Genomic DNA, 25,518 nt, shown 5'->3' with positions numbered 1-25,518 from the left:
TAATTTTACCGGTCAGGCTGTGAATCCCATCACCTGCTTCACATAGTCCAATGGAAATGCTTTTCCTGTCCACAGTTCAAACTGTTCGGCTCCTTGCCATAACAACATGCCGTAACCATCAATTGTTTTGCAACCAGCTTGTTGCGCCTGCTGCAATAACTTTGTCATATGCGGATTATAAACACATTCGGTGACCAGCAATTCAGGCCGGAGCAGGGAAACATCGCCGATCAGGGATTCGTTCTCCAATGGTTTCATGCCAACTTTGGTGCCGTTCGTCAGAATATCTGCGCTGGCAAGCGCTTCAGTAAAAGCGTGCTGATCGGCAAGATCGGTGACGGTAACGACACAATCAGTGTTTTCATTCACCCGCTTCGCAAAGGCAACCGCTTTTTCGAAAAAGTCATCTTTACGGTTAAACAGTTTAATTTCCTTAATGCCTTCAATGGCTGCCTGGGCGCCAATGGCGGTAGCCGCGCCTCCCGCGCCGAGCAGCACCATGGTTTTTCCCCGAATATCGAAACCGCTTTCTTTAATTGCCCGAATATGGCCCGTACCATCCGTGTTGTAGCCGCGTAGATAGCCGTCATCGTTAACAATGGTGTTGATAGCGCCAACCAGTTTTGCTGCTGGCGTTAATTCATCGACATACTCACACGCGAGCTGTTTGTTTGGCATGGAGACGCCCGTACCGCGCATTTTTAATGCTTTCAGTCCTTCAATAGCGCTGGCAAACGTCGTGTTATCCACTTCGAAAGCCATATAGGTATACGGTAGCCCCGCTTTTTCTAACGCTTTGTTTTGCATTTCGGGCGATAAGCTATGACGGATAGGATACGCCATAAGACCAATTAATTCATATTTTGCGGTAACATCCATTTTATACTCCTTAATAAGTGGACAGTGCAGAGCAGGGCGCATGCCTGTTGCGCATCGTTAACATTTTTACTGGAAATAACGCTCGCCAAATCGGACATCGTTTTGCGGGATCTTAAATACGCGATAATAGCGAATAAATACAATAATGGCGGTGATAAATGTCAGTAGTGCAAAGGCAAAATCTAACAAAATGATATATTGCAGGCCAATAGTAGAGAGATAACCGGTGATCAGTGGAATAATAAAGTTAGCTACGCCCCCCATCATCATATATATACTGGTGACTTTAGCTTTACTCTTAGGGAAAAATTCCGACATTACCGATACACCTAATTGTAAAATACCTCCAGCAGCGGAAAAACCAATCACGAAGGCGCCAGCATTACAGATCAGTGGAGAGGGATACAGGTAAATTGCCGCAGCGGTGAGTGTCGCCAGCCCGGCATTGAAAACATTGGCCCAGATGGGGCGAACCATTTTTTTCAGCAATGCGGCAAAAATAAACACGCAAACCAACGATCCCATACTGTAATAAGAGATGGTTTTCAGCGCGTCGGATTCCGCCATTCCGGCGAAGGCCATCGCATATTTAGGCATCCAGACCACAATCACATAGAAGGTTGAGAACGCGGCGACGCCAAATAAAACGGAAGCTACGCCTTCCAGCCAGACGAGGGGAGTACTGTTCATCTGGGGTAATTCTTTCGCAATACTGGCATCGACAAGTTGGCTGGGAAAACGGCTTTTCAACAGCATCAACGTGATGAGGACGAAAAGGATACCGGGGATTACCACCGCGTAGCCGTACCAGATATGGTTGACTAACAAGGCGCTGACGATAAGGGGATAAATCATTTGCCCAAAAGAGACCATCGCTTTAACCAGAATAACTGCCGAGCCAGATGCTTTGGGAAAACACTCCATTAATGCAGGGTATCCGCCGGTATCCAGCGCGGAGTTCGCCACGCCGACACACACCGCTAATATGAAAGCGATCATCAGGTTAGGACTGGCGGGAATACCGAAGAAAAACAGCATATATAGTACGGCGCCAAGTAGTATTATTGCCCGACGGCCAAATTTATCGGACAGTACGCCAAAGAATAAAATACTGACCAGACGGCCAAGACCAATGCCAGAGATTAAATAGGCGATACCGGCACTATCCGTGGAGAATTTCTGTGCAAGGGAGGTCATGTTCTGGGCTAGTGTAATAACACTCATGCCGTGGAGAAAGTAACTAAAATAAATGCAGATAACAGCCAGCAAATATGGCATGTTGCGAGCCTTGTTCTGAGACATTTGTTCACAGCTCCTTGCTGATGGTTTGATTCAATGTCCTGCTTATTACTGCTTTACTACATGCAGCGATTGTTCAGTAACACTATAATTCGGTACTGTCGTTATATGTACATAACATGGCGTTTAAAATGCCAGGTTTATTGCATTGATAGCATTTCATTTGTTAGCCAGGAAATATAAAAATTGCTGCGAATTTGTTGTTTAATACATATAACTCGTGATGCTCATCGCAATTTTTCTGATAAGTGTGAAGATAATGAATAATAATTAACACGAAAATTACATTTTTTGTTTCCCGGTGATAATGGCTAACGTTTTATTTTGCATAGCAAGGCAATAATATTGCAGTTGGCACGCTAACATTTATTGCGCAGTTGACGCTGCTTCAGCGTGATGTTGTGATTCAGCCCGACTTCGGTAACCGATGAACAGTGCGAGGAGAAATCCCGCTGCGGCGATACCGGTATCAAACCACATAATATGTGCAATGCTCATTTCTGAAATCCGCGCTGTGATCAACGGAATAGTGAACGTCGCGATACTGCCGGCGCTGTAATAAATGCCGGTCGCTTTACCTTTCTCCTGTGGAAAACGGGCCGCCATCAGCGTCAGGCCGATTTGTACTACGCCACCGGCGGAAGAGAATCCAATGACGAATGCGAAGATCATAACAACATAGGCCTGAGGATGCAGGCAGACCGTCAGAAGCGCAATAAAAGAGATAAAGGTATAAAACATCAATAATGTGGTAGAGCGAATTGTTTTTCTGACCAGCGGGGCGGTTATAAAAACGCAGAGTAGCGAGCCGCAGGTATAAATACTTAACAGTTTGATGGATTGGGTATACGACATTCCTGCGACGAACTGTCCATACTGCGCCAGCCACTGGCTGATAAGGTAAAAGGTTGCCATCGAGATATAGCCATAAAGGGTGTAGCTGATAAGATCGATGAGGGAGCAATGATGTACGCCTGCGACAGGCGCTTGCGAGATTTTGGGTTTCAATATCCGACCTGGATAGGGTGGAAAAGGGCAGCGTAATAAAAACAGAGCATTAATAAGCATGATTGCCCCGGCAAGCAGGAAGGACCAGCCAAACCACATATTAGCCCAGACTAATAAACTGATAATAATGGGCAACAAGAATTGCCCGCCAGAGACAAATGCTTTGATCAGAATATTTGCCGTACTGGGGGAGCGAGGGAAGGCTTCCATCAAACTGGGATAGGTACCTGCATCTAAAAAACTGTTGGCCATACCCGCTAAAAAGCCACAGGCATAAGCGACAAAAATCGTCTGAGCATAAAGAATGCCAATGAAAAAAATCAGGTAACAGGCGGTCCCCAGAATGATAAAAGGACGGCGACCAAAGCGATCGGAAAGCATACCGGCGATTAACAAAACGCTTAGCCTGCCAATACCAAGCGAAGAGATCACAATAGATACGCCTGCGGCACTGGTATGCCATTGCTGTTCAAGCGATGACATGTTCAGGCTCATCAGGATAACCCCCATGCCATGTACAAAGTAATTAAAATACAACCCTACAGCGGTAGGGAAATAACGATTTTTCATATTATCTGACTCAGAGATGCCGCCTGAACGTTACAGTGGTATACACAGGCAGGAAGCATATTGGATAGGGTGACAAGTCAATGTCGTGATTGTGTGGTTTTCTATCCGGTATCAATACGATGCGGCGATAAAGTTTACGTCTAACACAGCCGCTCCAGATCATGTGCGAAAAGTTCGGCAGCAACAGATTGATAAATTTTCCACTCGATAAAATCACCCTCTGTATAAATGGACTGAAAAGAAGATAAATCAGGGAAGTAACGCATTGTATTATTGCCGATCCGGTTATTTATTTTGTCAACAATGGCGTTAATTCGTCGCTGTCTCTTGGCTTTCATTTCCTTTAACCTGGCAATGATTTCTGGAGAGATGGGAGTGTCGCCAGCTTCCCATCGTTGCCAGGTTGCCGAATTATTATCCTGGGTGATATAGATTGTGCATTCTTCAATCGTCATATCAAAAATACGCCGTAGTGCTTGTAGTTCTAACGCGTTCATCATTTTTTAGGCTTTTATATGAAAAAAGTGATGCTATAAATAGCACCACCGACACCGTTTCGACTTGAACAGAATCACACTATTTTGTGCAATATTATTTGTTCGTTGCAGATATCGCGGTGTTGAAGGGAAACGGGAGCTGGCTTATGTAACAATGCAGCGAAAAAAGTTAAAAAAAAAGCCCATCGTAGGAGACGGGCAAAGACTACACACAGCAATTCGTTGTTTCACTCAGGGGATTTCCATGCTTATAAATCAATGTGTTGATTTATAACCGTGTGCTAATAGTAGGCATGAGCACTTTTTGCGTCGATCAGATTCGTCTCAATAGTTTAAAAACTGTAACGGATTTGCGACAGAAATGAGATGCGGCGGGGAACAGACGGGCGAATCAAAATGGGGTGTGCGTTGAATTGATAAACGTCGTTAAAGCATCGGGCGGCGATGCCGCCCGACGGGATTATGACTGCTTGTTGGCTTCCTCGATGTCATCCAGCTCTTCAAGGATCTCCTCTGGTTCATTCGTCGGCGCCGGAACTTCATGTACCCATGCGGAGAACAAACGCCAGGTCACGGCCAGAAGCACCGGTCCAATAAACAGACCAATCATACCGAATGCAATCAGTCCGCCGATTACCCCGGAAAGGATCAGAAGCAGCGGTAAATCGGCACCCATGCGGATGAGTACCGGGCGAATCACGTTATCCAGCGTGCCGACGACGGCGCTCCAAACCAGCAGCACGGTGCCCCAGGTGGTGTCGCCTGTCCAGTAAAGCCAGATAATGGCTGGAATCAATACTGGCAACGGCCCCAACTGAACCAGACACGAAAGGATCATCACTACCGTCAACAGGGTAGCGTAAGGCACGCCGGAAATCGCCAGCCCGACGCCGCCAAGTACCGCCTGTACCAGCGCGGTGACCACCACGCCAAGCGCCACGGCGCGGATCGCCTGGGCAGCCAGCAGAACCGCCGCATCGCCGCGTTTAGCCGCGAGACGACAGGCAAAATGGCGTATTCCCATCGCCACTTGTTCGCCGCGCCAGTAAAGCAGGGCGCTAAACAACAGCATCAGGGCGCAGTGCATCATAAAGCGTCCGATATGCGCCGCCTGACCGACAAACCAGGTCGTGGTTGTGCCGATATAAGGCCGCACTTTCGCCATAATAGCGCTACCGCCCATATCCAGCAGGCTATGCCATCCGGCATACAGTTTGGCGCCAACTAACGGAATATTATTTAACCATGCCAGATCGGGTAGCGTCATATCGCCGCCAGTCACTGCATGGATGAGCGGGCCACTACCGTCGACAATGCTGTTCACCAGCAAGGCGACGGGAATAACGAAGAGCAGCACTAACAGCAGCGTCATGACCAGTACGGCAAGCGAGCGGCGGCCCCACAATATTTTTTGTAATTTCAGCAAAACGGGCCAGGTCGCGATAACAATCGTACCTGCCCATGCAAACCCCAAAATAAAAGGCTGTACTATCCACAAACAGGCCACAATCATGATGGCTAAAAACAGCACCGATAGCAGCACTTGCGCAATATCCCTGGGCTGACGAACATTTACCATAAATACTTTTCACCTTTGTCTTTGCGCCAGAACGTTGGCGCGACGTGAACATGCAAACCACACCCTATAATGATGAGCAATTTCAGCGGTTTTTAACAGGCCGATTCTGCATGTAATTCTGTTGGGCGCACAGGAAAAAAATGTGATACAACAAATAACGCAACACGCAAACGATTAAGCATCCCTTCCTGTGCGTAGACCGCTCGCGCTCGCCGGGTTGGGCGCCACCGTTCACAACATAGACCGCAGGAAAAGGTCAATATAATGATTCCACAAATTTCTCAGGCACCCGGCGTCGTTCAGCTGGTGCTCAATTTTTTGCAGGCGCTGGAGCAGCAAGGGTTTACGGGCGATACGGCAACCAGCTATGCCGACCGTCTGACAATGTCGACCGATAACAGTATCTACCAGCTTCTTCCCGATGCCGTTGTGTTTCCCCGTTCTACGGCGGATGTCGCGCTTCTTGCCCGTCTGGCGGCGGAGCCGCGCTTTACGTCGCTGATATTTACCCCGCGAGGCGGCGGTACTGGCACGAATGGCCAGGCGCTAAACCAGGGCATTATTGTTGATATGTCCCGCTATATGAACCGCATTATTGAAATTAATCCTGAAGAGGGATGGGTGCGGGTAGAGGCGGGGGTGATAAAAGATCAGCTTAATGAGGCGTTAAAGCCGTATGGCTATTTTTTTGCGCCGGAACTTTCCACCAGTAATCGCGCCACGCTTGGCGGTATGATTAATACCGATGCCTCTGGTCAGGGTTCGCTGGTCTATGGAAAAACGTCAGATCACGTCTTAGGCATACGGGCCGTATTGTTGGGGGGTGATATCCTTGACACACAATCGATGCCCGTAGAGCTTGCCCGGACGCTGGGTGAAAACACGACGACGCCAGGCCGCATCTATCAGACCGTCTATCAGTCCTGCCTGGAAAACCGTCAACTTATCCTCGATAGCTTTCCAAAGCTCAATCGCTTCCTGACAGGCTACGATTTACGCCACGTCTTTAACGATGACATGACCCGCTTCGATCTTACCCGCATCTTAACGGGGTCGGAAGGGACGCTGGCGTTTATTACTGAAGCCCGGCTGGATATTACCCCGATACCCAAAGTCCGCCGTCTGGTGAATGTAAAATACGACTCCTTTGATTCCGCGCTGCGTAGCGCCCCTTTTATGGTTGATGCGCGCGCCTTATCCGTCGAGACGGTCGATTCCAAAGTCCTTAACCTCGCGCGGGAAGATATTGTCTGGCACTCCGTTAGCGAATTGATTACCGATGTGCCGGATAAAGAAATGCTTGGCCTGAATATCGTGGAATTCGCGGGTGACGATGAAGCGCTTATTGACGGGCAGGTCGAGGCGCTGTGCCACCGGCTGGATGGCCTGATGGCGCGTGCGGAAGCGGGCGTGATCGGCTGGCAACTTTGTACCGATTTGACGGGTATTGAGCGTATTTACGCGATGCGTAAAAAAGCGGTAGGGCTGCTGGGTAATGCGAAAGGCGCAGCCAAACCGATTCCTTTTGCGGAAGATACCTGCGTGCCGCCTGAACATCTGGCCGATTACATCGCCGAATTTCGCGCTCTGCTGGATGGTCATGGCTTAAGTTACGGCATGTTCGGCCACGTGGATGCCGGGGTGCTGCATGTGCGTCCGGCGCTGGATATGTGCGATCCGCAGCAGGAACTGCTGATGAAACAGATCTCCGATGAGGTCGTCGCACTGACTGCCAGATACGGCGGGCTGTTGTGGGGCGAGCATGGAAAAGGTTTTCGCGCGGAATACAGCCCGGCCTTTTTCGGCGAAGTCCTGTATGGCGAGCTGCGCAAAATAAAAGCGGCTTTTGATCCGCATAATCGACTTAACCCGGGTAAAATCTGTCCACCGCAGGGGATAGAGGCGCCGATGATGAAGGTGGATGCGGTAAAACGCGGCACCTGGGATCGGCAAATCCCGCTGGCGGTACGGCAGACCTGGCGCGGCGCTATGGAGTGTAATGGTAACGGCCTGTGCTTTAATTTCGATGCGAAAAGCCCAATGTGCCCGTCGATGAAAATTAGCCTTAACCGGATCCACTCGCCGAAAGGGCGGGCGACGCTGGTGCGGGAATGGCTCCGTCTATTGGCCGATCGCGGCGTCGATCCGTTGAAGCTGGAAAAGGAGTTGCCAGAAAAACGCGCCAGCTTACGCACGCTGATTGCCCGCACCCGGAATAGTTGGCACAAACGCAAAGGCGAGTATGACTTTTCCCATGAAGTTAAAGAGGCCATGTCCGGCTGTCTGGCGTGTAAAGCCTGTACGACCCAGTGCCCGATTAAAATCGATGTTCCGGAGTTTCGTTCACGTTTCTTACAGCTTTACCATACGCGTTATCTGCGTCCGGTACGCGATCATCTGGTGGCGACGGTCGAGACCTACGCGCCGCTGATGGCGCGTGCGCCAAAGACCTTTAACTTTTTTATTAACCAACCGGTAGTTCGTAATCTGGCGAAAAAACATATCGGTATGGTGGATTTACCTCTGCTTTCTGCCCCTTCATTGCAACAGCAACTGGTGGGCCATCCGTCTGCCAATATGACGCTTGAGCAACTGGAGCGCATGAGCGCCGAGCAAAAAGCGAAAACGGTACTGGTGGTTCAGGATCCGTTTACCAGCTACTACGACGCCCGGGTCGTGGCGGACTTTATCCGCCTGGCGGAAAAGCTGGGCAGGAGGCCGGTATTGTTACCGTTCTCGCCGAATGGTAAGGCGCAGCATATTAAAGGTTTTCTTAATCGCTTTGCGAAAACGGCGAAAAAAACCTCTGAGTTCCTTAATCGGATCGCCGCGTTGGGGATGCCGATGGTGGGCGTCGATCCGGCGTTGGTTCTGTGTTATCGCGACGAATACAAACTGGCGCTGGGCGAACAGCGCGGCGATTTTCATGTGTTGCTGGTGAATGAATGGCTGGCGCAGGAAATAAATGCAAGACTGTCCGTCGAGGTGAGCGGCGAACCGTGGTACTTTTTTGGTCATTGTACGGAAGTCACGGCTTTACCCGGCGCGCCTGCGCAGTGGGCCGCCATCTTTGCCCATTTTGGCGCGAAGCTGGAAAATGTCAGCGTAGGCTGCTGCGGTATGGCGGGCACTTATGGACATGAACTCACCAATCATAAAAATTCGCTGGGAATTTATGAGCTATCCTGGCATCAGGCGATGCAACGTCTACCGCGAAACCGCTGCCTGGCAACCGGCTATTCCTGCCGAAGCCAGGTTAAACGCATTGAAGGTACGGGCGTGCGTCACCCGTTGCAGGCATTACTGGAGATTATAGGTTGATCTGGAAACGTGAAGTGACCCTCGATGCGCTTAATGCGATGGGGGAAGGGAATATGGTTGGCCTGCTTGATATCCGCTTTGAGCGTATTGGGGACGATACGCTGGAAGCGACAATGCCCGTCGATCATCGCACCAAACAGCCGTTCGGCTTGCTGCATGGCGGAGCGTCTGTGGTGCTGGCGGAAAGTATCGGCTCGGTCGCAGGCTATCTGTGTACGCAGGGGGAGCAAAAGGTGGTGGGGCTGGAGGTGAATGCCAACCATGTACGGTCGGCGCGTCAGGGGCGCGTACGGGGCGTCTGTAAAGCGTTGCATACCGGGGCTCGCCATCAGGTCTGGCAGATAGAGATCTTTGATGAACAGGGACGTCTGTGCTGTTCTTCGCGTCTTACTACGGCGATTGTGTGACGTTGTCACCATAAAAGTGTGATGCATATTGCTTTTGGTCAAAATGTGCGCAGAAAAAGGTGATATACTGTGCACGTTTACACATAAGCGAGGATGATATGTCTACTGATTTAGACCCAACCCAACTGGCGATTGAATTTTTACGCCGTGATAAAACCGAACTTTCTCCCGCGCAGTATTTGAAGCGTTTAAAACAGCTGGAGTTAGAGTTTGCCGATCTCCTCACCCTCTCTGCAACCGAACTGAAAGAAGAGATCTATTTCGCCTGGCGGTTGGGCGTGCATTAATAAAGTCTGTGTAGGCCGGATAAGGCGTTAGCCGCCATCCGGCTATGTTACCAGGCAATCTCACCAGACCCTGTCCCCAGGTAATAGATAATCCTCTTGATTTTGTTTAAAAAAAATACAGATCGCCATTTGTGCTAAAAAGGCGCGCTCTCTTTATGAGATTATTCTTATGCCCCTTCAAGAGCTAAGCCATTAAGAGTGCCGGAGATAAGCGCCGGATGGGGCCGGAACCCTTAAGCCTGTATTGAACAGACTTAAGGGTTTTTCTTTTCCGGGCGCGTAAAAAACTAAGGTCTGTCAATAACCGCTGGCATGTCGTCAGCCGTATGATTATGCAAAATACGGTTAGCCAGCACACCTGACATCATCGATCCGTTAACGTTCAGAGCCGTGCGGGCCATATCAACGATAGGTTCGATGGCAATAAAAATACCGACCAGCGCAACGGGAAAATTCAACGTCGACAGGACAATCAGCGCCGCGAACGTACCACCGCCGCCGACGCCGGCTACGCCAATAGACCCTAGCGCAATGGCAGGCAACATCGCGGCCAGAAAATGCAGCGAGAGCGGATCAATGCCGATGGTGGGCGCAATCATCGCTACCATAATAGCCGGATAAATCCCGGCGCAGCCATTTTGCCCCATACTGGAGCCAAACGAGGCGGAAATATTGGCAATGGTGCTTTGTACGCCAAATTTTTCCTGGGCGGAAATGGCCAGCGGGATAGAGGCTGCGCTGCTGCGGGAAACAAACGCAAAGGTTAAGACGGGCCAGACCATTCTGAAATAACGCGCTGGATTATTACCGCTGAGGATCAGCAAGATGGCGTGCACGATAAACATCATGAAAATCGCGATGTAACAGGCGCCGATAAAACCAAGTAAGCTGGCGAATTGTTCAAGGCGGTATGATGAAAATACGGTGGTCATTAATGCCATGACGCCATAGGGCGTTAATGCAATAACGATACGTACCATCTTCATGACCCAGATCTGAATAGCGTTAATGCCTGCGCTTAATTTCTGACCTTCTTCCGGCGCCTCTTTTTTGACCTTTAACAGAGCGATCCCCGCTATTAGCGTGAAGATAACGATGCCGATAACGGAAACACTTCTGGCCCCCGTAAGATCAAGAAAAATATTAGTCGGAATCAGCGATGTCACTAACTGGGGAATCGACACCGCGGCAGTCTTATTGACTTCTTCTGTAGTTAACATTGACGGCATGTGCACAAAAGCGCTGGCGTCAAGCCCCAGCACATGAGCGGTCAGTAATCCGATAAAACCGGCAATCATCACCAGGCATAACATGCATCCGACGATCGTCAGCGACATTTTTCCGATGCCAGCGCTATTTTCCAGTTTATTGATGGCGGAAAGAATAGAAATAAAAATTAGCGGTATAGCGACCAGTTTTAACAGGTGGACGTAACCATTGCCGACGATGCTGTACCATTCGATAATAGTTTTAGTGTGATTTGCTGAAATAAAATGCAGGGATAAACCAATAACAGCCCCTAAAAAGATAGCGATAAAAACGCTTTTCGACAGGGAATCGCTTTTTTGATTAATTCTTAAGATGACCCACGAGAAAACCAAAAAAAGTGCGATATACGCGAGCGTAACAACCATATTTTAAGCCTCTTGCCTCATTCAGCACCTGAAATGCCGGAAAGAGTTTACATAAACCTATAGCTCAAACTGAGTTATAGAACCGCAGCGGATTATAAAGAGCGCAACGCCAGGTATCCATACAAAAAATGGGGTTCTGACCTCGCCACCCGGCAATGTCGACAGCCTATTAATTAAATAGTCATTTTCTATACATCTTTTCGTTTTTGACCTGTCAGAAAGGTTAACATCTTATAAATCGTTAATTATCAAAATGTTAAGTGATTTTTTGTCTATCGTATGACCTGGCGGACAGGGTCTATGCTTAATAAAAGGCGCTCAATATGACCATTTGTTGGAAAGCCCCTGCGGTTAAGGGGTTGAAGTGATAATCATTATCACTAACATGCTGTTATATCCTGGTGATTTAGAACGCGAGGTAACTCTATGGAATTGCATTCAGACACGTTTAACCCGGAGGACTTCCCCTGGCAAGGGCTGACGCTAACGCCAGCGGCGGCAGCGCACATACGTGAGCTGGCAGAAAAGCAGCCGGGCATGTTGGGCGTGCGGTTAAGCGTAAAACAGACGGGATGTGCCGGATTTGGCTATGTTCTGGATACCGTTCGGGAGCCGGATAAAGACGATCTGGTTTTTGAAGCCGAAGGCGCAAAGCTTTTCGCACCGTTACAGGCGATGCCTTTTATTGACGGAACAGAAGTGGATTACGTACAGGAAGGGCTGAACCAGTTATTTAAATTTCATAACCCCAAAGCCCAGAATGAATGCGGCTGCGGCGAAAGTTTTGGGGTATAGGCGGTACTATGTCTCGTAATACTGAAGCAACGGAAGAGGTCGGCATCTGGACAGGCGGACGCCTTAATTACAAAGAAGGATTTTTCACGCAACTACCCACTGATGAACTGGCAAAAGGCATCAGCGAAGAGGTGGTGCGCGCGATTTCCGCAAAGCGTAACGAACCTGAGTGGATGCTGGAATTTCGTCTCAATGCCTATAGAGCCTGGCTGGACATGGATGAACCGCACTGGCTGAAGGCGCACTACGATAAACTGAACTATCAGGACTACAGCTATTACTCTGCGCCATCATGCGGAAACTGCGACGATAGCTGCGTTTCCCAGCCGGGAGCCGTACAGCAAACGGGCGCGAATACCTTTTTGAGTAAAGAGGTTGAAGACGCCTTCGAGCAACTTGGCGTTCCGGTTCGCGAAGGGAAAGAGGTCGCCGTCGATGCGATTTTTGACTCGGTCTCCGTAGCGACCACATACCGTGAAAAACTGGCGGAACAGGGCATTATTTTCTGTTCTTTTGGCGAAGCGATACACGATCACCCTGACCTGGTCAGGAAATATCTTGGCACCGTCGTGCCGGGGAACGATAACTTTTTTGCCGCGCTGAATGCGGCAGTCGCTTCCGATGGGACATTTATCTATGTTCCCAAAGGCGTGCGTTGCCCGATGGAGTTATCCACCTATTTTCGCATTAACGCTGAGAAAACCGGTCAGTTTGAGCGCACGATTCTGGTGGCGGATGAAGGCAGCTATGTGAGTTATATCGAAGGCTGCTCCGCGCCCGTACGCGACAGTTATCAGCTCCACGCCGCGGTAGTGGAAGTCATCATCCATAAAGATGCTGAAGTAAAATATTCCACCGTACAAAACTGGTTCCCGGGCGACAACAACACGGGCGGCATTCTGAACTTTGTGACTAAGCGGGCGTTGTGCGAAGGGGAAAACAGCAAGATGTCGTGGACCCAGTCGGAAACCGGTTCGGCGATTACCTGGAAATACCCGAGCTGTATCCTGCGCGGTGATAATTCTATCGGCGAGTTCTATTCCGTTGCGCTGACCAGTGGACATCAGCAGGCTGACACCGGTACCAAAATGATCCATATCGGTAAAAACACGCGCTCAACCATTATCTCAAAAGGCATTTCCGCCGGCCACAGCCAGAACAGCTACCGTGGGTTGGTAAAAATTATGCCGACGGCGACCAACGCCCGAAATTTCACCCAATGCGACTCCATGTTGATTGGCGCGGACTGCGGCGCGCATACGTTCCCGTATGTTGAATGCCGCAATAACAGCGCGCAGCTGGAGCACGAGGCGACAACATCACGCATCGGTGAAGATCAGCTTTTCTATTGTCTGCAACGCGGCATCAGCGAAGAAGACGCTATTTCGATGATCGTCAACGGTTTCTGTAAAGACGTTTTCTCGGAACTGCCGCTGGAGTTTGCCGTTGAAGCGCAAAAACTGCTGGCGATTAGCCTTGAGCACAGCGTCGGTTAATGATGAAGGAAAACCCATGTTAAGCATTAAAGATTTACAGGTCAGTGTGGAAGAAAAAGCGATTTTGCGTGGCCTGAATCTGGAGATTCGCCCTGGCGAAGTTCACGCCATTATGGGGCCGAACGGTTCCGGGAAAAGCACGCTCTCCGCCACCCTGGCGGGACGTGAAGATTACGAGGTCACTGGCGGCTCGGTTACGTTCAAAGGTAAAGATCTGCTTGATCTGTCGCCGGAGGAACGGGCGGGTGAAGGGATTTTTATGGCCTTCCAGTACCCGGTAGAAATCCCCGGCGTCAGTAACCAGTTTTTCCTGCAAACCGCGCTGAATGCCGTGCGCGCCTACCGCGGGCAGACGTCGTTGGATCGCTTTGATTTTCAGGATCTGATGGAAGAAAAGATCGCATTGCTGAAAATGCCGGAAGATTTGCTGACCCGTTCGGTAAACGTCGGTTTTTCCGGCGGGGAGAAAAAGCGCAATGATATTTTGCAAATGGCGGTGCTGGAGCCGGAACTGTGCATCCTTGATGAGTCGGACTCCGGACTGGATATCGATGCGTTGAAAATTGTGGCGGAAGGCGTCAACGCGTTACGCGACGATAAACGCGCTTTTATTATCGTGACCCACTATCAGCGCATACTGGACTACATCAAGCCTGATTACGTCCATGTCCTCTACCAGGGGCGAATTGTCCGATCCGGCGATTTTACTCTGGTCAAACAACTGGAGGAGCAGGGTTATGGCTGGCTTACCGAACAGCAGTAAAGCGCTACAGCAATGGCAGCATCTCTTTGAAGAAAAAGGAGTAAGTCGAACTGAGCAGGCAAGACAACATTTACAACAGATGTTACGTCTGGGATTGCCGACGCGTAAACATGAAGACTGGAAATACACGCCGCTGGAGGGCTTAACCCATAGCCAGTTTATCCAGCAGTGTGCGACTATCAGCGCCGCACAGCGTGATGCGCTGGCGCTGCAAATCGATGCCGTGCGGCTGGTGTTTGTCGACGGTCGGTTTATGCCAGAGCTTAGTGATAGCACGCAAAACAGCGGATTTGACGTTAGCGTCAGGGATGAACGCCAGACGCTTGCCGCGCCGGTACATCCCGAGGTTTTTCTGCATCTGACGGAAAGCCTGGCGCAATGTGTCACGTATATACAGGTACGGCGAAATCAGCGTCCGACCAGGCCGTTACTGTTAATGCATATCACGCAGGGTGTGGATGGCGACGAGCTGAATACCGCGCATTATCGCCACCATCTGGCGCTGGCGGAAGGCGCGGAAGCGACGGTTATTGAGCATTATGTCAGCCTTACAGCGGCAAAACATTTTACCGGCGCGCGTCTGACGATGAACGTTGCAGACAATGCGCAACTGTGCCATATCAAACTGGCGTTTGAAAATGCGTCCAGCTATCACTTTGCGCATAACGATCTTCTGCTGGCGACAGACGCCTCGGCGTTTAGCCACAGTTTTCTGCTGGGCGCCGCAGTACTACGTCACCACAGCAGCTCACAACTGAATGGTGAAAACGCGACGCTTCGACTGAATAGTCTGGCGATGCCGGTGAAAAATGAAGTCTGCGATACGCGGACATGGCTGGAACATAACAAAGGTTACTGTAACAGCCGCCAGTTGCACAAGACCATCGTCAGCGACAAAGGACGCGCGGTCTTTAATGGCCTGATCAACGTGGCGCAACACGCCATTAAAACCGACGGCCAGATGACCAATAATAACCTGTTGTTGGGGAAACTGGCTGAAGTCGATACCAAACCGCAATTGGAGATCTATGCCGATGACGTGAAGTGCAGCCACGGCGCGACGATCGGGCGTATTGACGATGAGCAGATGTTTTATCTGCAATCACGCGGCATCAGGCAGCAGGAGGCGCGGCACATGATTCTTTACGCGTTTGCCGCAGAGTTAACGGAAGCTATCCATGATAGCGCCCTTAAACAGCAGGTGCTGGCGCGAATCGGCCAGCGACTGCCCGGAGGCCTGGTATGACATTTCCTGTAGAAAAAGTACGGGCGGATTTTCCCATACTGCAGCGTGAAGTTAACGGCCTGCCGCTGGCTTACCTGGACAGTGCAGCCAGCGCTCAAAAACCCAATCAGGTGATTGACGCTGAATCTGCCTTCTACCGTCACGGCTATGCTGCGGTACATCGAGGTATCCATACGTTAAGCGCACAGGCGACCGAAAGCATGGAGAATGTGCGTAAGCAGGCGTCGCGGTTTATTAACGCCCGCTCCGCAGAAGAACTGGTGTTCGTGCGCGGTACGACGGAGGGCATTAACCTTGTCGCCAACAGTTGGGGAACGGAAAATATTCGCGCCGGGGATAACATTATCATCAGCGAGATGGAGCATCACGCTAACATCGTTCCCTGGCAGATGCTGTGTGAGCGCAAAGGCGCTGAACTGCGCGTGATCCCATTGCATCCTGACGGTACGCTGCGGCTGGAGACCTTAGCTGCGCTGTTCGATGACCGGACCCGACTGCTGGCCATTACCCACGTTTCCAATGTGCTGGGGACGGAAAACCCGCTGCCGGACATGATTGCGCTGGCGCGCCAGCATGGGGCGAAAGTGCTGGTGGATGGCGCCCAGGCCGTGATGCACCATGCAGTTGACGTCCAGGCGCTGGACTGCGATTTTTACGTTTTCTCCGGCCATAAACTTTACGGGCCGACCGGCATCGGCATTCTGTATGTTAAAGAGGCGTTGCTGCAAGAAATGCCGCCGTGGGAAGGGGGCGGGTCGATGATCTCGACCGTCAGCCTGACGCAGGGAACGACATGGGCGAAAGCGCCCTGGCGTTTTGAGGCGGGAACGCCGAATACTGGCGGCATCATCGGTCTGGGCGCGGCAATTGACTATGTGACGTCGCTGGGACTGGATAAGATTGGCGATTATGAGCAGATGCTGATGCGCTATGCGCTGGAGCAACTGGCGCAGGTGCCTGATATCACGCTGTATGGTCCGGCACAGCGGTTGGGCGTCATCGCGTTTAATCTGGGTAAACACCATGCTTACGACGTCGGCAGCTTTCTTGATAATTACGGTATCGCGGTACGAACGGGGCATCACTGCGCGATGCCGCTCATGGCCTGGTATGGCGTGCCGGCAATGTGCCGGGCTTCGCTGGCGATGTATAACACCCATGAAGAAGTGGACCGACTGGTGGCAGGATTAACGCGTATCCACCGCTTATTGGGATAACAGTGAGGTTTTATGGCTGCGCTACCGGATAAAGAAAAATTGCTGCGTAACTTTACGCGTTGCGCTAATTGGGAAGAGAAATATTTATATATTATTGAGTTGGGGCAGCGCCTGGCGGAGTTAAATCCGCAGGATCGCAATCCGCAAAATACGATTCATGGCTGTCAGAGCCAGGTGTGGATAGTGATGCGGCGAAACGCCAACGGCATTATCGAATTGCAGGGCGACAGCGACGCGGCGATCGTTAAAGGCCTTATGGCGGTGGTATTTATTTTGTACCACCAAATGACGGCGCAGGATATTGTGCATTTTGATGTCCGGCCATGGTTCGAAAAAATGGCGCTTACGCAGCACCTCACGCCTTCTCGTTCTCAGGGGCTGGAAGCAATGATTCGCGCAATTCGCGCTAAGGCCGCCACTCTTAGCTAAACTGTACAGACAGCGTTCTACCTGATGTCAAATCCTTTGTCGGACGGCGACGTCGCTTTATCCAGAGTGGATAGAGCGTATATTTTGTTGTTCTGATAAGCGAAGCGCTATCAGCCGTCGCAGAGGACATCACCAGGAATACAGGAGGTTTGGTATGAAACGTGCGTCTTTCATTACTCTAGCTATTATCGGCGCGTATAGCGCGCTACAGGCAGCCTGGGCGGTTGATTATCCATTACCGCCCGAAGGCAGCCGTCTTATTGGTCAGAATCAAACCTATACCGTACAGGAAGGTGATAAAAACCTGCAGGCTATCGCCCGGCGTTTTGATACGGCGGCGATGCTCATTCTTGAGGCGAACAATACGATTGCGCCGGTGCCTAAGCCCGGTACGCTAATTACCATTCCCTCGCAGATGCTATTGCCGGATGCGCCCAGGGAAGGCGTTATCGTCAACCTCGCGGAGCTACGGCTGTATTATTACCCGCCGGGAGAAAACCGCGTTCAGGTGTACCCCATCGGCATCGGTTTGCAGGGACTGGAAACTCCCGTCATGGACACCCGGATAGGGCAAAAGATCCCCAACCCGACGTGGACGCCGACGGCGGGCATACGCCAACGTTCGCTTGAGCGGGGGATCACGCTGCCGCCGGTGATCCCTGCCGGGCCAAATAACCCGCTGGGACGCTATGCGCTGCGTCTGGCGCACGGTAATGGGGAATATCTCATTCATGGCACCAGCGCGCCGGATAGCGTGGGTCTACGCGTGAGTTCCGGTTGCATTCGCATGAACGCGCCGGACATCAAGGCGTTATTTGCGCAGGTCAGAACGGGGACGCCGGTAAAAGTGATTAACCAGCCGGTGAAATTCTCTGTCGAGCCGAATGGCATTCGTTATGTAGAGGTACACAGGCCGCTATCGCCGGAAGAAGAGCAAAACGTGCAGACGATGCCCTACGTGTTGCCTGCGGAATTTACCGCGTTCAGAAACGCGCAAGGGGTGGATAGTCGCCTGGTCGATAAGGCGCTATACCGGCGAGCCGGGTATCCTGTCAGTGTGAGCGCCGGGCAGACGCCAGCGGTAAATACGACCGCAGTCGAATCCGCTCAGAACGGTTTTGTCGGGGAAGAGGGGCAAACGCGCGCGACGCAGTAGCCTTCGCAGCAAACGACGGACAAAAAAATGGCGCACGATGTGCGCCATTTTTATTACGCAGGTACTATTACTTACGGTATTTAGTAGCCTGGTTGTCCAGACGCTGGTTAGCGCGAGCTGCGTCGTCTTTAGCAGCCTGAACGTCGGAACGCATTGCGTTCACGTCGTTGCTCAGCTGGTCAACTTTAGCGTTCAGAGTCTGAACGTCAGAAGACAGCTGATCGATTTTAGCGTTGCTGGAGCAACCAGCCAGCAGAGTAGAACCCAGGATTACCGCGCCCAGTACCAGTTTAGTACGATTCATTATTAATACCCTCTAGATTGAGTTAATCTCCATGTAGCGTTACAAGTATTACACAAACTTTTTTATGTTGAGAATATTTTTTTGATGGGAATGCACTTATTTTTGATCGTTCGCTCAAAGAAGCATCGAAATGCATGAAAGTCCCTAAAAAACCGAAAGAAAACAGGGGGCTTCCATCGGATTCTTCTTAGATAATCCGCAATTAGATAGTAAAATCCGATTTGATTTTTTTATTAATAGTGGCTATCGATTAAATAAAAAAAGCGCCGGAAGGGCGCTTTTTTAAACAAATTAATTCACACAACAATTATTACAGTACGTGAACAGAGGCGGTGTTAGTGGTGCCGCTTGGAACCAGCGCGCCGGAGACCATCACTACGACGTCGCCTTTCTGGGCGAGGCCGCTTTGCAGGGCGACATCTTTGCCCAGACGGTAGAAATCATCAGTAGAATTGATTTCTTTCACCAGCTGCGATACCACGCCTTTGCTCAGTACTAACTGACGGGCGGTCACTTCATTGGTGGTCAATGCCAGGATGGTGGCGTCCGGGAAGTATTTACGCACGGCGCGAGCGGATTTACCGCCCTGGGTCGCTACCACGATCAGCGGCGCTTCCAGTTTTTCGGCAGTTTCTACCGCACCGCGGCATACCGCTTCCGTAATGCGCAGTTTACGGCTGTCGTTGTTGTAGTCCAGACGGCTGTTCATGACACGGTCGGTACGTTCGCAGATGGTCGCCATGATAGAAACGGCTTCCAGCGGGTATTTCCCTTTTGCGGATTCGCCGGACAGCATAACCGCATCCGTACCGTCGAGGATGGCGTTCGCAACGTCGCCTGCTTCTGCGCGGGTCGGACGCGGGTTTTTGATCATAGAATCCAGCATCTGAGTCGCGGTGATCACGACTTTACGTGCGCGGATACATTTTTCGATCATCATTTTCTGCGCAAAAATCACTTCTTCAACCGGGATTTCTACGCCCAGGTCGCCACGCGCAACCATGATGCCGTCGGAAGCTTCGAGAATTTCATCGAAGTTGTTCAGGCCTTCCTGGTTTTCGATCTTAGAGATAATCTGGATGTTTTCGCCGCCGTGGGCTTTCAGATGCTCGCGAATTTCGACAACGTCAGAACGTTTACGGATAAAGGACGCCGCAACAAAGTCAACGCCCTGTTCGCAACCGAAGATCAGGTCCTGTTTGTCTTTTTCAGCCAGCGCCGGCAGAGCAATAGAAACGCCCGGCAGGTTAACGCCTTTGTTCTCGCCCAGATCGCCGTTGTTCAGCACCTTACAAATTACTTTATTGCCTTCGATGGCGGTCACTTCCATACCGATCAGACCATCGTCAACCAGGACGGTGTTGCCAACGCTCAGGTCGCTGGTGAAGCCTTCATAGGTGACGGCAACGATTTCATTATTACCGACCACGGATTTGTCGGTGGTAAAAGTGAAGGTTTGACCCGCTTTCAGCGAAACGTCGTTACCGCCTTCCAGTTTAATGGTGCGGATTTCTGGTCCTTTAGTATCAAGCAGAATAGCGGCTTTTTTACCAGTTTTGCTCATCACGTTGCGCAAGTTCTGGATACGCTGACCGTGTTCTGCATAATCGCCATGAGAGAAGTTCAGACGCATCACGTTCATGCCCGCGTCCAGCATTTTGCTTAACATCTCTTCGGATTCGGTTTTCGGACCGATAGTACAAACAATTTTCGTCTTTTTCATGACAGTCTTAGTCTTTAAGTTGAGGAGGATATGGAAATCTGGCTTCGGGCGCGCACGGCCCGGAAGCTAAGCCTGTGTTGCTAAAGTGATGATGCCTCGCTCTAAGGATAGGTGACATCGAAAGAGCGTGCAGAGGAATGTGTGCTCGCGTTTCAGCCCAACGGGAAGGGGATAATTTTAGTCGTTGAGTTTTACAGTCCAATGCGCTGAAACCATTCAAGAGACAATTGGCGCGCATTATACGCTGAAATTTACAAAAAAGGAAAATGAAAACCCTGTTTCAAAAGACATCTGTGCAGATCCACAACGGTTTGTTATTACGCTGTTTACGATGTCGCTGGCGATGACGCCGCCCGAACAGGGGCGGCGTTGCGCAACAATGGGTGTTGTTGCGCATAATGTCAATCGAGCAACTTTTTGCCTTCCAGGTCGATGGCGATGTTTTGGTTGTGTGCTTTTCGATAGCACAGAATCGCTATCCCGATCGCCGCCCAGCTAATTCCGAGTATCAGAGCGTGAATGTTCATGTTTAAACAGACGTAGCCGATGACGATCATCCCCATGATCGGCGAAATGACACGGGCGAAAATGCGCCGCTGGGCTTTCATCCGGAAATTGAACAGAATAAACACACACAGGTTCACGACAAAAAAAGCGAAAAGCGCGCCAAAGTTCACCAGCGTGGAGATAGATTCAATCTTGCCGGAAAACAGGTAGCTGAGCAGCAGGGTGACGCCGCCGGTAAACAGAATGGCATAATCCGGCGTTTTACGCGTGGTATGGACGTGAGCGAGGAAGGCGGGCAACATTCGGTCGCGCCCCATTGAAAATAGCACTCTGGACACCGCCGTTTGCGCGGTAATAATGTTGCCGACGGCGCACACAAACGCCACAATGATGGAAAACGCCACTTTGAGCCAGATACCGCCAACGTTGCCGGCAATGGTGAAAAATGCTTCATTCGTCGCATTACCTTCTGCGAAGCGGTCGACATTACCGGTGGCGAACGCCGCAAACGCCACAACGATAATAAACAGTACCGTCGCCAAAACTAACGCCAACAGCGTTGCTTTACTGACGGCGCGTCCCCCGCCTTCGCTTTCTTCACTTAATGTACTGATAGCGTCAAAGCCGAGAAAGTTCAGCGCAGCCACCGAAATCGCCGTCGCGATGAGCCCTGGGGTGAACCACTGTGAATCGAAAAAAGGCCGGAAGGAAAGCGTTATCTGACTACTGTCCAGCATCAACAGACGGACAATGAGCAGAACGAAAATCGCCAGAATACCGAGTTGAATGAAGACCAGTAACTTATCAAATTTCGCCGTTTGCTGTATCCCGAGATAGTTGACTCCGGTGCCAATAGCCACATAAATCAACGGCCAGACCCAGACCGGGATTTGCGGTAAAATAGCGTGGACCGCGACGCCGCCCAGCACTGCCACGAGCGTAGGGAACAAAAGATAATCCAACAGTAATATCCATCCGGTCAGAAACCCTACGGCGGGATTAATGCATACGCCAGCATACGCATAGGCCGAACCCGACGAGGAGATATGTTGCGATAAGGTAGAGTAGCTGTACGCGGTAAAAAACATCGCGATCGCGCCAATAATATAAACCAGCGCAACCATACCGTGCGAAAGATTATAAACGACGCCATAAAGAGAGACTGGCGCGATAGGCACCATAAACACCAGACCATAAAGCACTAAATCGGTAAGAGACAATTTTTTGACTTTTTTCATGATAAATACCTTAATGGCTTTTTATGCCAGATCGCGTAAAAACGCGCTTACCGCTGCGAGGCAGGGCGCGATATTTTCTTCATGTGGGTTATGGCTGCTGCCGGGAATAGTGACCGCGCGGCAGTCTGAAATGTGAGAGAGCAGCGGAGAGACGACGCGCTCGGTTGCCTGATCGTTTTCGCCGCGCAGTACCAGAACAGGACAGCGTATCTGGCACAAATGGGGCGTAATATCCCAGTCGGCAAGTTTGCCATTTGCCGCCAGTTCATTGGTTCCCCATAAAATGTGATAACCCGTAGGGTCGGCGGCGAACTGCGCATTAGATCGCTGAACATGAACGGCTTCTTCCGCGAGGGTATAAACGTGCCTGGCATAATAAGCGACCAGCTGTTCCGGTGGGTTTTGATAAATGACGGCGGGCATAATGACGTTTTTGATATCGTCATCGGACATTGGCGTCAGAGCGTTAAAGAGCCGTGTGGCTTCCTGTTGCCACAGGGCGATACTGGCCGGCGAACTGGCCAGTATCGTCCCGCGAAGCCCGGCAGGCTGTAAGCAGGCGTGCTCTGCTGCAAGCATTCCGCCCCAGGAATGTCCCAGTATCGAATACCCGTGCCCAATACCCAGGTGATGAATTAATTGGGTTAATTGACGGAGATAACGCGCAATAGTCCAGAAAGACGCGTCGGCATGAGGAAAATGCGTTGAACGACCGCAGCCATATTGATCGTAAAATATTACCATGCGCCCGTCATCAGCCAGACGGCGATAATTTAATAAATAATCAAAGCCGCCAGAAGGGCCGCCGTGAAGGATAATGAGCGGCGTGAGTAATGATTTTCTGTCTCCATAAATCCGATAGCTTGTCAATATGTTTTCAGAAAACATTTCGCCATAGAGATAAGTATCATTCATATTCTTAATGACTCAGTGTGTGGCAGGGCAGGCGAAATTTATATTCGCTTGGATAATATTATTTTTTTATTGTGTGTAAAACATTACACCAGAAGGTGGCGTAATGTTCCCATTGCAGAAACTGCGGACTTCCCCAGTGCGGCGAACAATCACTGGCAAAGCAACATACTTTCCCTTTATGGTAAGTACCCATAACTAACAGTGGATCGCCATTAATTTCAGCAAGGACCTGACTATTTTCTTTGGCGATAAGCTTGTTATAGCCCAACAGCGGCGGCCATTCGCTAAATGGCTGGGTAATAACATGCTCTACCGCAGTATTTACTGCTTTACATCCTTGCGGTAGTTCTACGCGGTCATCTACATCCAGCATATCAACCGGCAATACCTCCGCCAGAACCGTATTTTTATAATTGGCTTTTGCTTCTATTCCCGTAAAGGATAAATACCCGCCGATCATCAACAGACCGCCGCCCTCAGCAACATAATCCGCGATAAGTTGTAATGCATCAGGAATAATATCCATATTATAAAACGTTCTGTTTTGTAGCAGGAACGTATTGCTACCGATATCACTGATGACGATCGCATCATAGCAGGCTAATGCTTCGGCGGTTTGTGGAAAACGAGTTTGCACAATATGGGCAGGCATGTAGTCCACATCGATATTACCCTGGCGTAAGCAGGATAATAAATAGTCTGCGCCTTCTTCATATTTGCTCGATGTAAAGCTATCAAAACCTTTAGAGTGAATCATATGAATGTGCCAGGATTCGCCAATAAATAAAATTTTCATTATGTCACCTGTTAATTAATGTTAATGACTTTATTAGATTGGGTACGCATTCGATGTAAAACCTGCAAGTGCTGAGGCATACTCGACGCACCGACTTGTTCCACCGCCAGAGAAGCGAAAGCGGAGGCATATTGAATGGCTGCGACCATGTCTGCTTGTCGCGCCAGCGCGGCGGCTAAGGCGCCATTAAAAGCGTCACCGGCCCCGGCGGCATCTTTTACCACGGCGCTCCACGCAGGAATATACAACGTGCGGGCGTGCTCACAGAGCAGAGAACCACGGGCGCCAAGGGTAATGATGACTTTTTTCACCCCGGATTGCAGAATAATATTTCCGGCTTTTTTCGCATCATTAATATCAGTAATGGTTACGCCGGATAAAAAAGAGGCTTCAGTTTCATTCGGCGTGATTATGTCAATATCAGATAATAAATGCGTCACCTGTTTCGTATAGGGGGCAGGATTCAGCATGATCATTTTATTTTCTTGTTTTCCCATGCGAATAAATTCAGTCAACGCTTCAATGTTCGTTTCGAGCTGCATTAGCATAACGTCAGACTCGGCGATATAACGGTGTTGCTCGTTAATCTCTTGCGTGGTGAGCATCATATTGGCGCCAGGGTAGATGGCGATAATATTATCGCCATCCACGGCGGAGACATAGATCAATGCGCTACCGGTGGGCGCTTTATCTGTTTGATACGCGCTGTATGAGGTGATGCCTGATTGAATAATATGATTCATAGCAAATGCGCTGAACTGATCTTTGCCCACTTTAAAAATAAAATGCGCCGCAGCGCCGGCATTGTTTGCCGCTAAAGCCTGGTTGGCTCCTTTACCGCCAGGATAGAATCCAAATTGACTGGCCAGAATGGATTCTCCGCTTTGTGGAAACCACGGCACGGTTGCTGAAACATCAATATTGAATGAGCCTAAAACACACACCTTGCCTGCTTTTTTTGTGTTTTCCCGGCGCAGTTTTGCATCCTGATGGATTGGCGTGGCGATAGTGCTGGAGATATCAATCTTATTTTCAGTGATAAGCTTACTCAGCGCGTCACGGTTTAAAATCCCTCCGCCATAGCAACGCTGAAGCATACCTGATTTCTGGAAATAGCGTAGATCGGAACGAATAGTCTCCTGGCTAACCTTATAAAGGTCTGAAAGTTTACTGACGCTAACACTATTATCCTTTATCAGTAAATTAATGATGGCATGACGTCTTTCTTCTTTAAACATATTGCCTCCGGGTAGTGAGTTGAATTGTATTTATGGCAATGTTGTCATGCGGTGAATTCAATCACAGATTATGCGGTCAACCGGAAGTAACCCCAAATGAATGTCAATAATCAGAAGCGCAGCCAATGTGTTAAATATTAATTGCTTACAGAAGGGGAAAATAGTTTTGTGAGTGTTGTCATATATTTTCTATGTAATATGACGGGGTGAACGT

The 25,518-nt window shown here is 50.1% G+C and carries 22 protein-coding genes and 1 other RNA gene; 10 read left to right on the top strand and 13 right to left on the bottom strand.

What is annotated here, in order from left to right:
• Nucleotides 1–12: 12 nt before the first annotated feature.
• From ydiB to ydiK, 6 genes are all read right to left on the bottom strand, one after another.
• Nucleotides 13–879 carry a quinate/shikimate dehydrogenase gene (ydiB, locus tag ACLJPE_RS04570; protein ID WP_000383488.1) on the bottom strand — a complete coding sequence of 289 codons (867 nt, stop codon included), beginning with the start codon at nucleotides 877–879 and terminating at the stop codon, nucleotides 13–15.
• A gap of 66 nt (nucleotides 880–945) precedes the next feature.
• Entirely contained in the window at nucleotides 946–2,181 is a 1,236-nt protein-coding gene (locus tag ACLJPE_RS04565; RefSeq protein WP_000081209.1) for an MFS transporter, read from the bottom strand.
• Between the two features lie 363 nt (nucleotides 2,182–2,544).
• Nucleotides 2,545–3,756, bottom strand: a complete 1,212-nt coding sequence (locus ACLJPE_RS04560; protein WP_000797666.1) for an MFS transporter — start codon at nucleotides 3,754–3,756, stop codon at nucleotides 2,545–2,547.
• Between the two features lie 140 nt (nucleotides 3,757–3,896).
• Nucleotides 3,897–4,256 carry a YdiL family protein gene (locus ACLJPE_RS04555; protein ID WP_000980454.1) on the bottom strand — a complete coding sequence of 120 codons (360 nt, stop codon included), beginning with the start codon at nucleotides 4,254–4,256 and terminating at the stop codon, nucleotides 3,897–3,899.
• A gap of 167 nt (nucleotides 4,257–4,423) precedes the next feature.
• Nucleotides 4,424–4,531: antisense sRNA RprA (gene rprA, locus ACLJPE_RS04550), an RNA gene on the bottom strand.
• Between the two features lie 182 nt (nucleotides 4,532–4,713).
• Nucleotides 4,714–5,832, bottom strand: a complete 1,119-nt coding sequence (ydiK, locus tag ACLJPE_RS04545; RefSeq protein WP_000248615.1) for an AI-2E family transporter YdiK — start codon at nucleotides 5,830–5,832, stop codon at nucleotides 4,714–4,716.
• Between the two features lie 264 nt (nucleotides 5,833–6,096).
• On the opposite strand from ydiK, the gene ACLJPE_RS04540 reads away from it, so the two are divergent.
• The 3 genes from ACLJPE_RS04540 to ACLJPE_RS04530 all read left to right on the top strand — a co-directional run bounded on the left by ACLJPE_RS04540 (nucleotide 6,097) and on the right by ACLJPE_RS04530 (nucleotide 9,847).
• The gene (locus ACLJPE_RS04540; RefSeq protein ID WP_023225707.1) at nucleotides 6,097–9,153 is read left to right on the top strand and encodes an FAD-binding and (Fe-S)-binding domain-containing protein; all 3,057 of its coding nucleotides are present in this window, start codon (nucleotides 6,097–6,099) and stop codon (nucleotides 9,151–9,153) included.
• Nucleotides 9,150–9,560, top strand: coding sequence for a 1,4-dihydroxy-2-naphthoyl-CoA hydrolase (gene menI, locus ACLJPE_RS04535; protein WP_000637930.1), 411 nt, complete (start codon nucleotides 9,150–9,152; stop codon nucleotides 9,558–9,560). Before ACLJPE_RS04540 ends, menI begins: the two co-directional genes overlap by 4 nt.
• 98 nt (nucleotides 9,561–9,658) lie before the next feature.
• The gene (locus ACLJPE_RS04530; protein WP_001537749.1) at nucleotides 9,659–9,847 is read left to right on the top strand and encodes a YdiH family protein; all 189 of its coding nucleotides are present in this window, start codon (nucleotides 9,659–9,661) and stop codon (nucleotides 9,845–9,847) included.
• A gap of 287 nt (nucleotides 9,848–10,134) precedes the next feature.
• On the opposite strand, the gene ACLJPE_RS04525 is transcribed toward ACLJPE_RS04530, so the two are convergent.
• On the bottom strand, nucleotides 10,135–11,481 hold the full coding sequence (locus tag ACLJPE_RS04525) for an L-cystine transporter (RefSeq protein WP_023225708.1): 1,347 nt from the start codon (nucleotides 11,479–11,481) through the stop codon (nucleotides 10,135–10,137).
• A gap of 426 nt (nucleotides 11,482–11,907) precedes the next feature.
• On the opposite strand from ACLJPE_RS04525, the gene sufA reads away from it, so the two are divergent.
• From sufA to ACLJPE_RS04490, 7 genes are all read left to right on the top strand, one after another.
• Complete coding sequence (gene sufA, locus ACLJPE_RS04520) at nucleotides 11,908–12,276, top strand: Fe-S cluster assembly scaffold SufA (protein WP_000418970.1); 369 nt, start codon at nucleotides 11,908–11,910, stop codon at nucleotides 12,274–12,276.
• Nucleotides 12,277–12,284: 8 nt separating this feature from the next.
• Complete coding sequence (gene sufB / locus ACLJPE_RS04515; protein WP_000089383.1) at nucleotides 12,285–13,772, top strand: Fe-S cluster assembly protein SufB; 1,488 nt, start codon at nucleotides 12,285–12,287, stop codon at nucleotides 13,770–13,772.
• A 16-nt stretch (nucleotides 13,773–13,788) separates the two neighbouring features.
• Complete coding sequence (sufC, locus tag ACLJPE_RS04510) at nucleotides 13,789–14,535, top strand: Fe-S cluster assembly ATPase SufC (protein ID WP_039513248.1); 747 nt, start codon at nucleotides 13,789–13,791, stop codon at nucleotides 14,533–14,535.
• Nucleotides 14,510–15,781, top strand: a complete 1,272-nt coding sequence (gene sufD / locus ACLJPE_RS04505) for a Fe-S cluster assembly protein SufD (protein WP_000907939.1) — start codon at nucleotides 14,510–14,512, stop codon at nucleotides 15,779–15,781. Before sufC ends, sufD begins: the two co-directional genes overlap by 26 nt.
• Nucleotides 15,778–16,998: a cysteine desulfurase SufS gene (gene sufS / locus ACLJPE_RS04500; protein WP_000143859.1), complete on the top strand. Its 1,221-nt coding sequence runs from the start codon at nucleotides 15,778–15,780 to the stop codon at nucleotides 16,996–16,998. Before sufD ends, sufS begins: the two co-directional genes overlap by 4 nt.
• Nucleotides 16,999–17,010: 12 nt before the next feature.
• Entirely contained in the window at nucleotides 17,011–17,427 is a 417-nt protein-coding gene (gene sufE / locus ACLJPE_RS04495; RefSeq protein WP_000729470.1) for a cysteine desulfuration protein SufE, read from the top strand.
• A 154-nt stretch (nucleotides 17,428–17,581) separates the two neighbouring features.
• Nucleotides 17,582–18,583: a L,D-transpeptidase family protein gene (locus ACLJPE_RS04490; protein ID WP_000817051.1), complete on the top strand. Its 1,002-nt coding sequence runs from the start codon at nucleotides 17,582–17,584 to the stop codon at nucleotides 18,581–18,583.
• Nucleotides 18,584–18,650: 67 nt separating this feature from the next.
• Here the strand turns inward: ACLJPE_RS04490 and lpp are convergent, their stop codons facing one another.
• The 6 genes from lpp to ACLJPE_RS04460 form a co-directional block, all read right to left on the bottom strand.
• Nucleotides 18,651–18,887 (bottom strand): murein lipoprotein Lpp, encoded by a 237-nt coding sequence (gene lpp, locus ACLJPE_RS04485; protein ID WP_001082307.1) that lies wholly within the window; start codon nucleotides 18,885–18,887, stop codon nucleotides 18,651–18,653.
• A gap of 310 nt (nucleotides 18,888–19,197) precedes the next feature.
• On the bottom strand, nucleotides 19,198–20,610 hold the full coding sequence (gene pykF, locus ACLJPE_RS04480; protein ID WP_000751447.1) for a pyruvate kinase PykF: 1,413 nt from the start codon (nucleotides 20,608–20,610) through the stop codon (nucleotides 19,198–19,200).
• A 401-nt stretch (nucleotides 20,611–21,011) separates the two neighbouring features.
• Nucleotides 21,012–22,355 carry an APC family permease gene (locus ACLJPE_RS04475; protein ID WP_023232838.1) on the bottom strand — a complete coding sequence of 448 codons (1,344 nt, stop codon included), beginning with the start codon at nucleotides 22,353–22,355 and terminating at the stop codon, nucleotides 21,012–21,014.
• A gap of 21 nt (nucleotides 22,356–22,376) precedes the next feature.
• Complete coding sequence (locus ACLJPE_RS04470) at nucleotides 22,377–23,270, bottom strand: proline iminopeptidase-family hydrolase (protein WP_023251816.1); 894 nt, start codon at nucleotides 23,268–23,270, stop codon at nucleotides 22,377–22,379.
• A 58-nt stretch (nucleotides 23,271–23,328) separates the two neighbouring features.
• Entirely contained in the window at nucleotides 23,329–24,066 is a 738-nt protein-coding gene (locus tag ACLJPE_RS04465) for a glutamine amidotransferase (RefSeq protein WP_000697187.1), read from the bottom strand.
• Between the two features lie 11 nt (nucleotides 24,067–24,077).
• On the bottom strand, nucleotides 24,078–25,304 hold the full coding sequence (locus ACLJPE_RS04460; protein ID WP_023229600.1) for a PfkB family carbohydrate kinase: 1,227 nt from the start codon (nucleotides 25,302–25,304) through the stop codon (nucleotides 24,078–24,080).
• Nucleotides 25,305–25,518 lie beyond the last annotated feature (214 nt).

Source organism: Salmonella sp. SAL04196 (genome assembly GCF_046550835.1).
GTDB lineage: Bacteria > Pseudomonadota > Gammaproteobacteria > Enterobacterales > Enterobacteriaceae > Salmonella > Salmonella enterica.
Note: the sequence above shows the minus strand (reverse complement) of the source record. Positions and strands in the feature narration are given on the sequence as shown.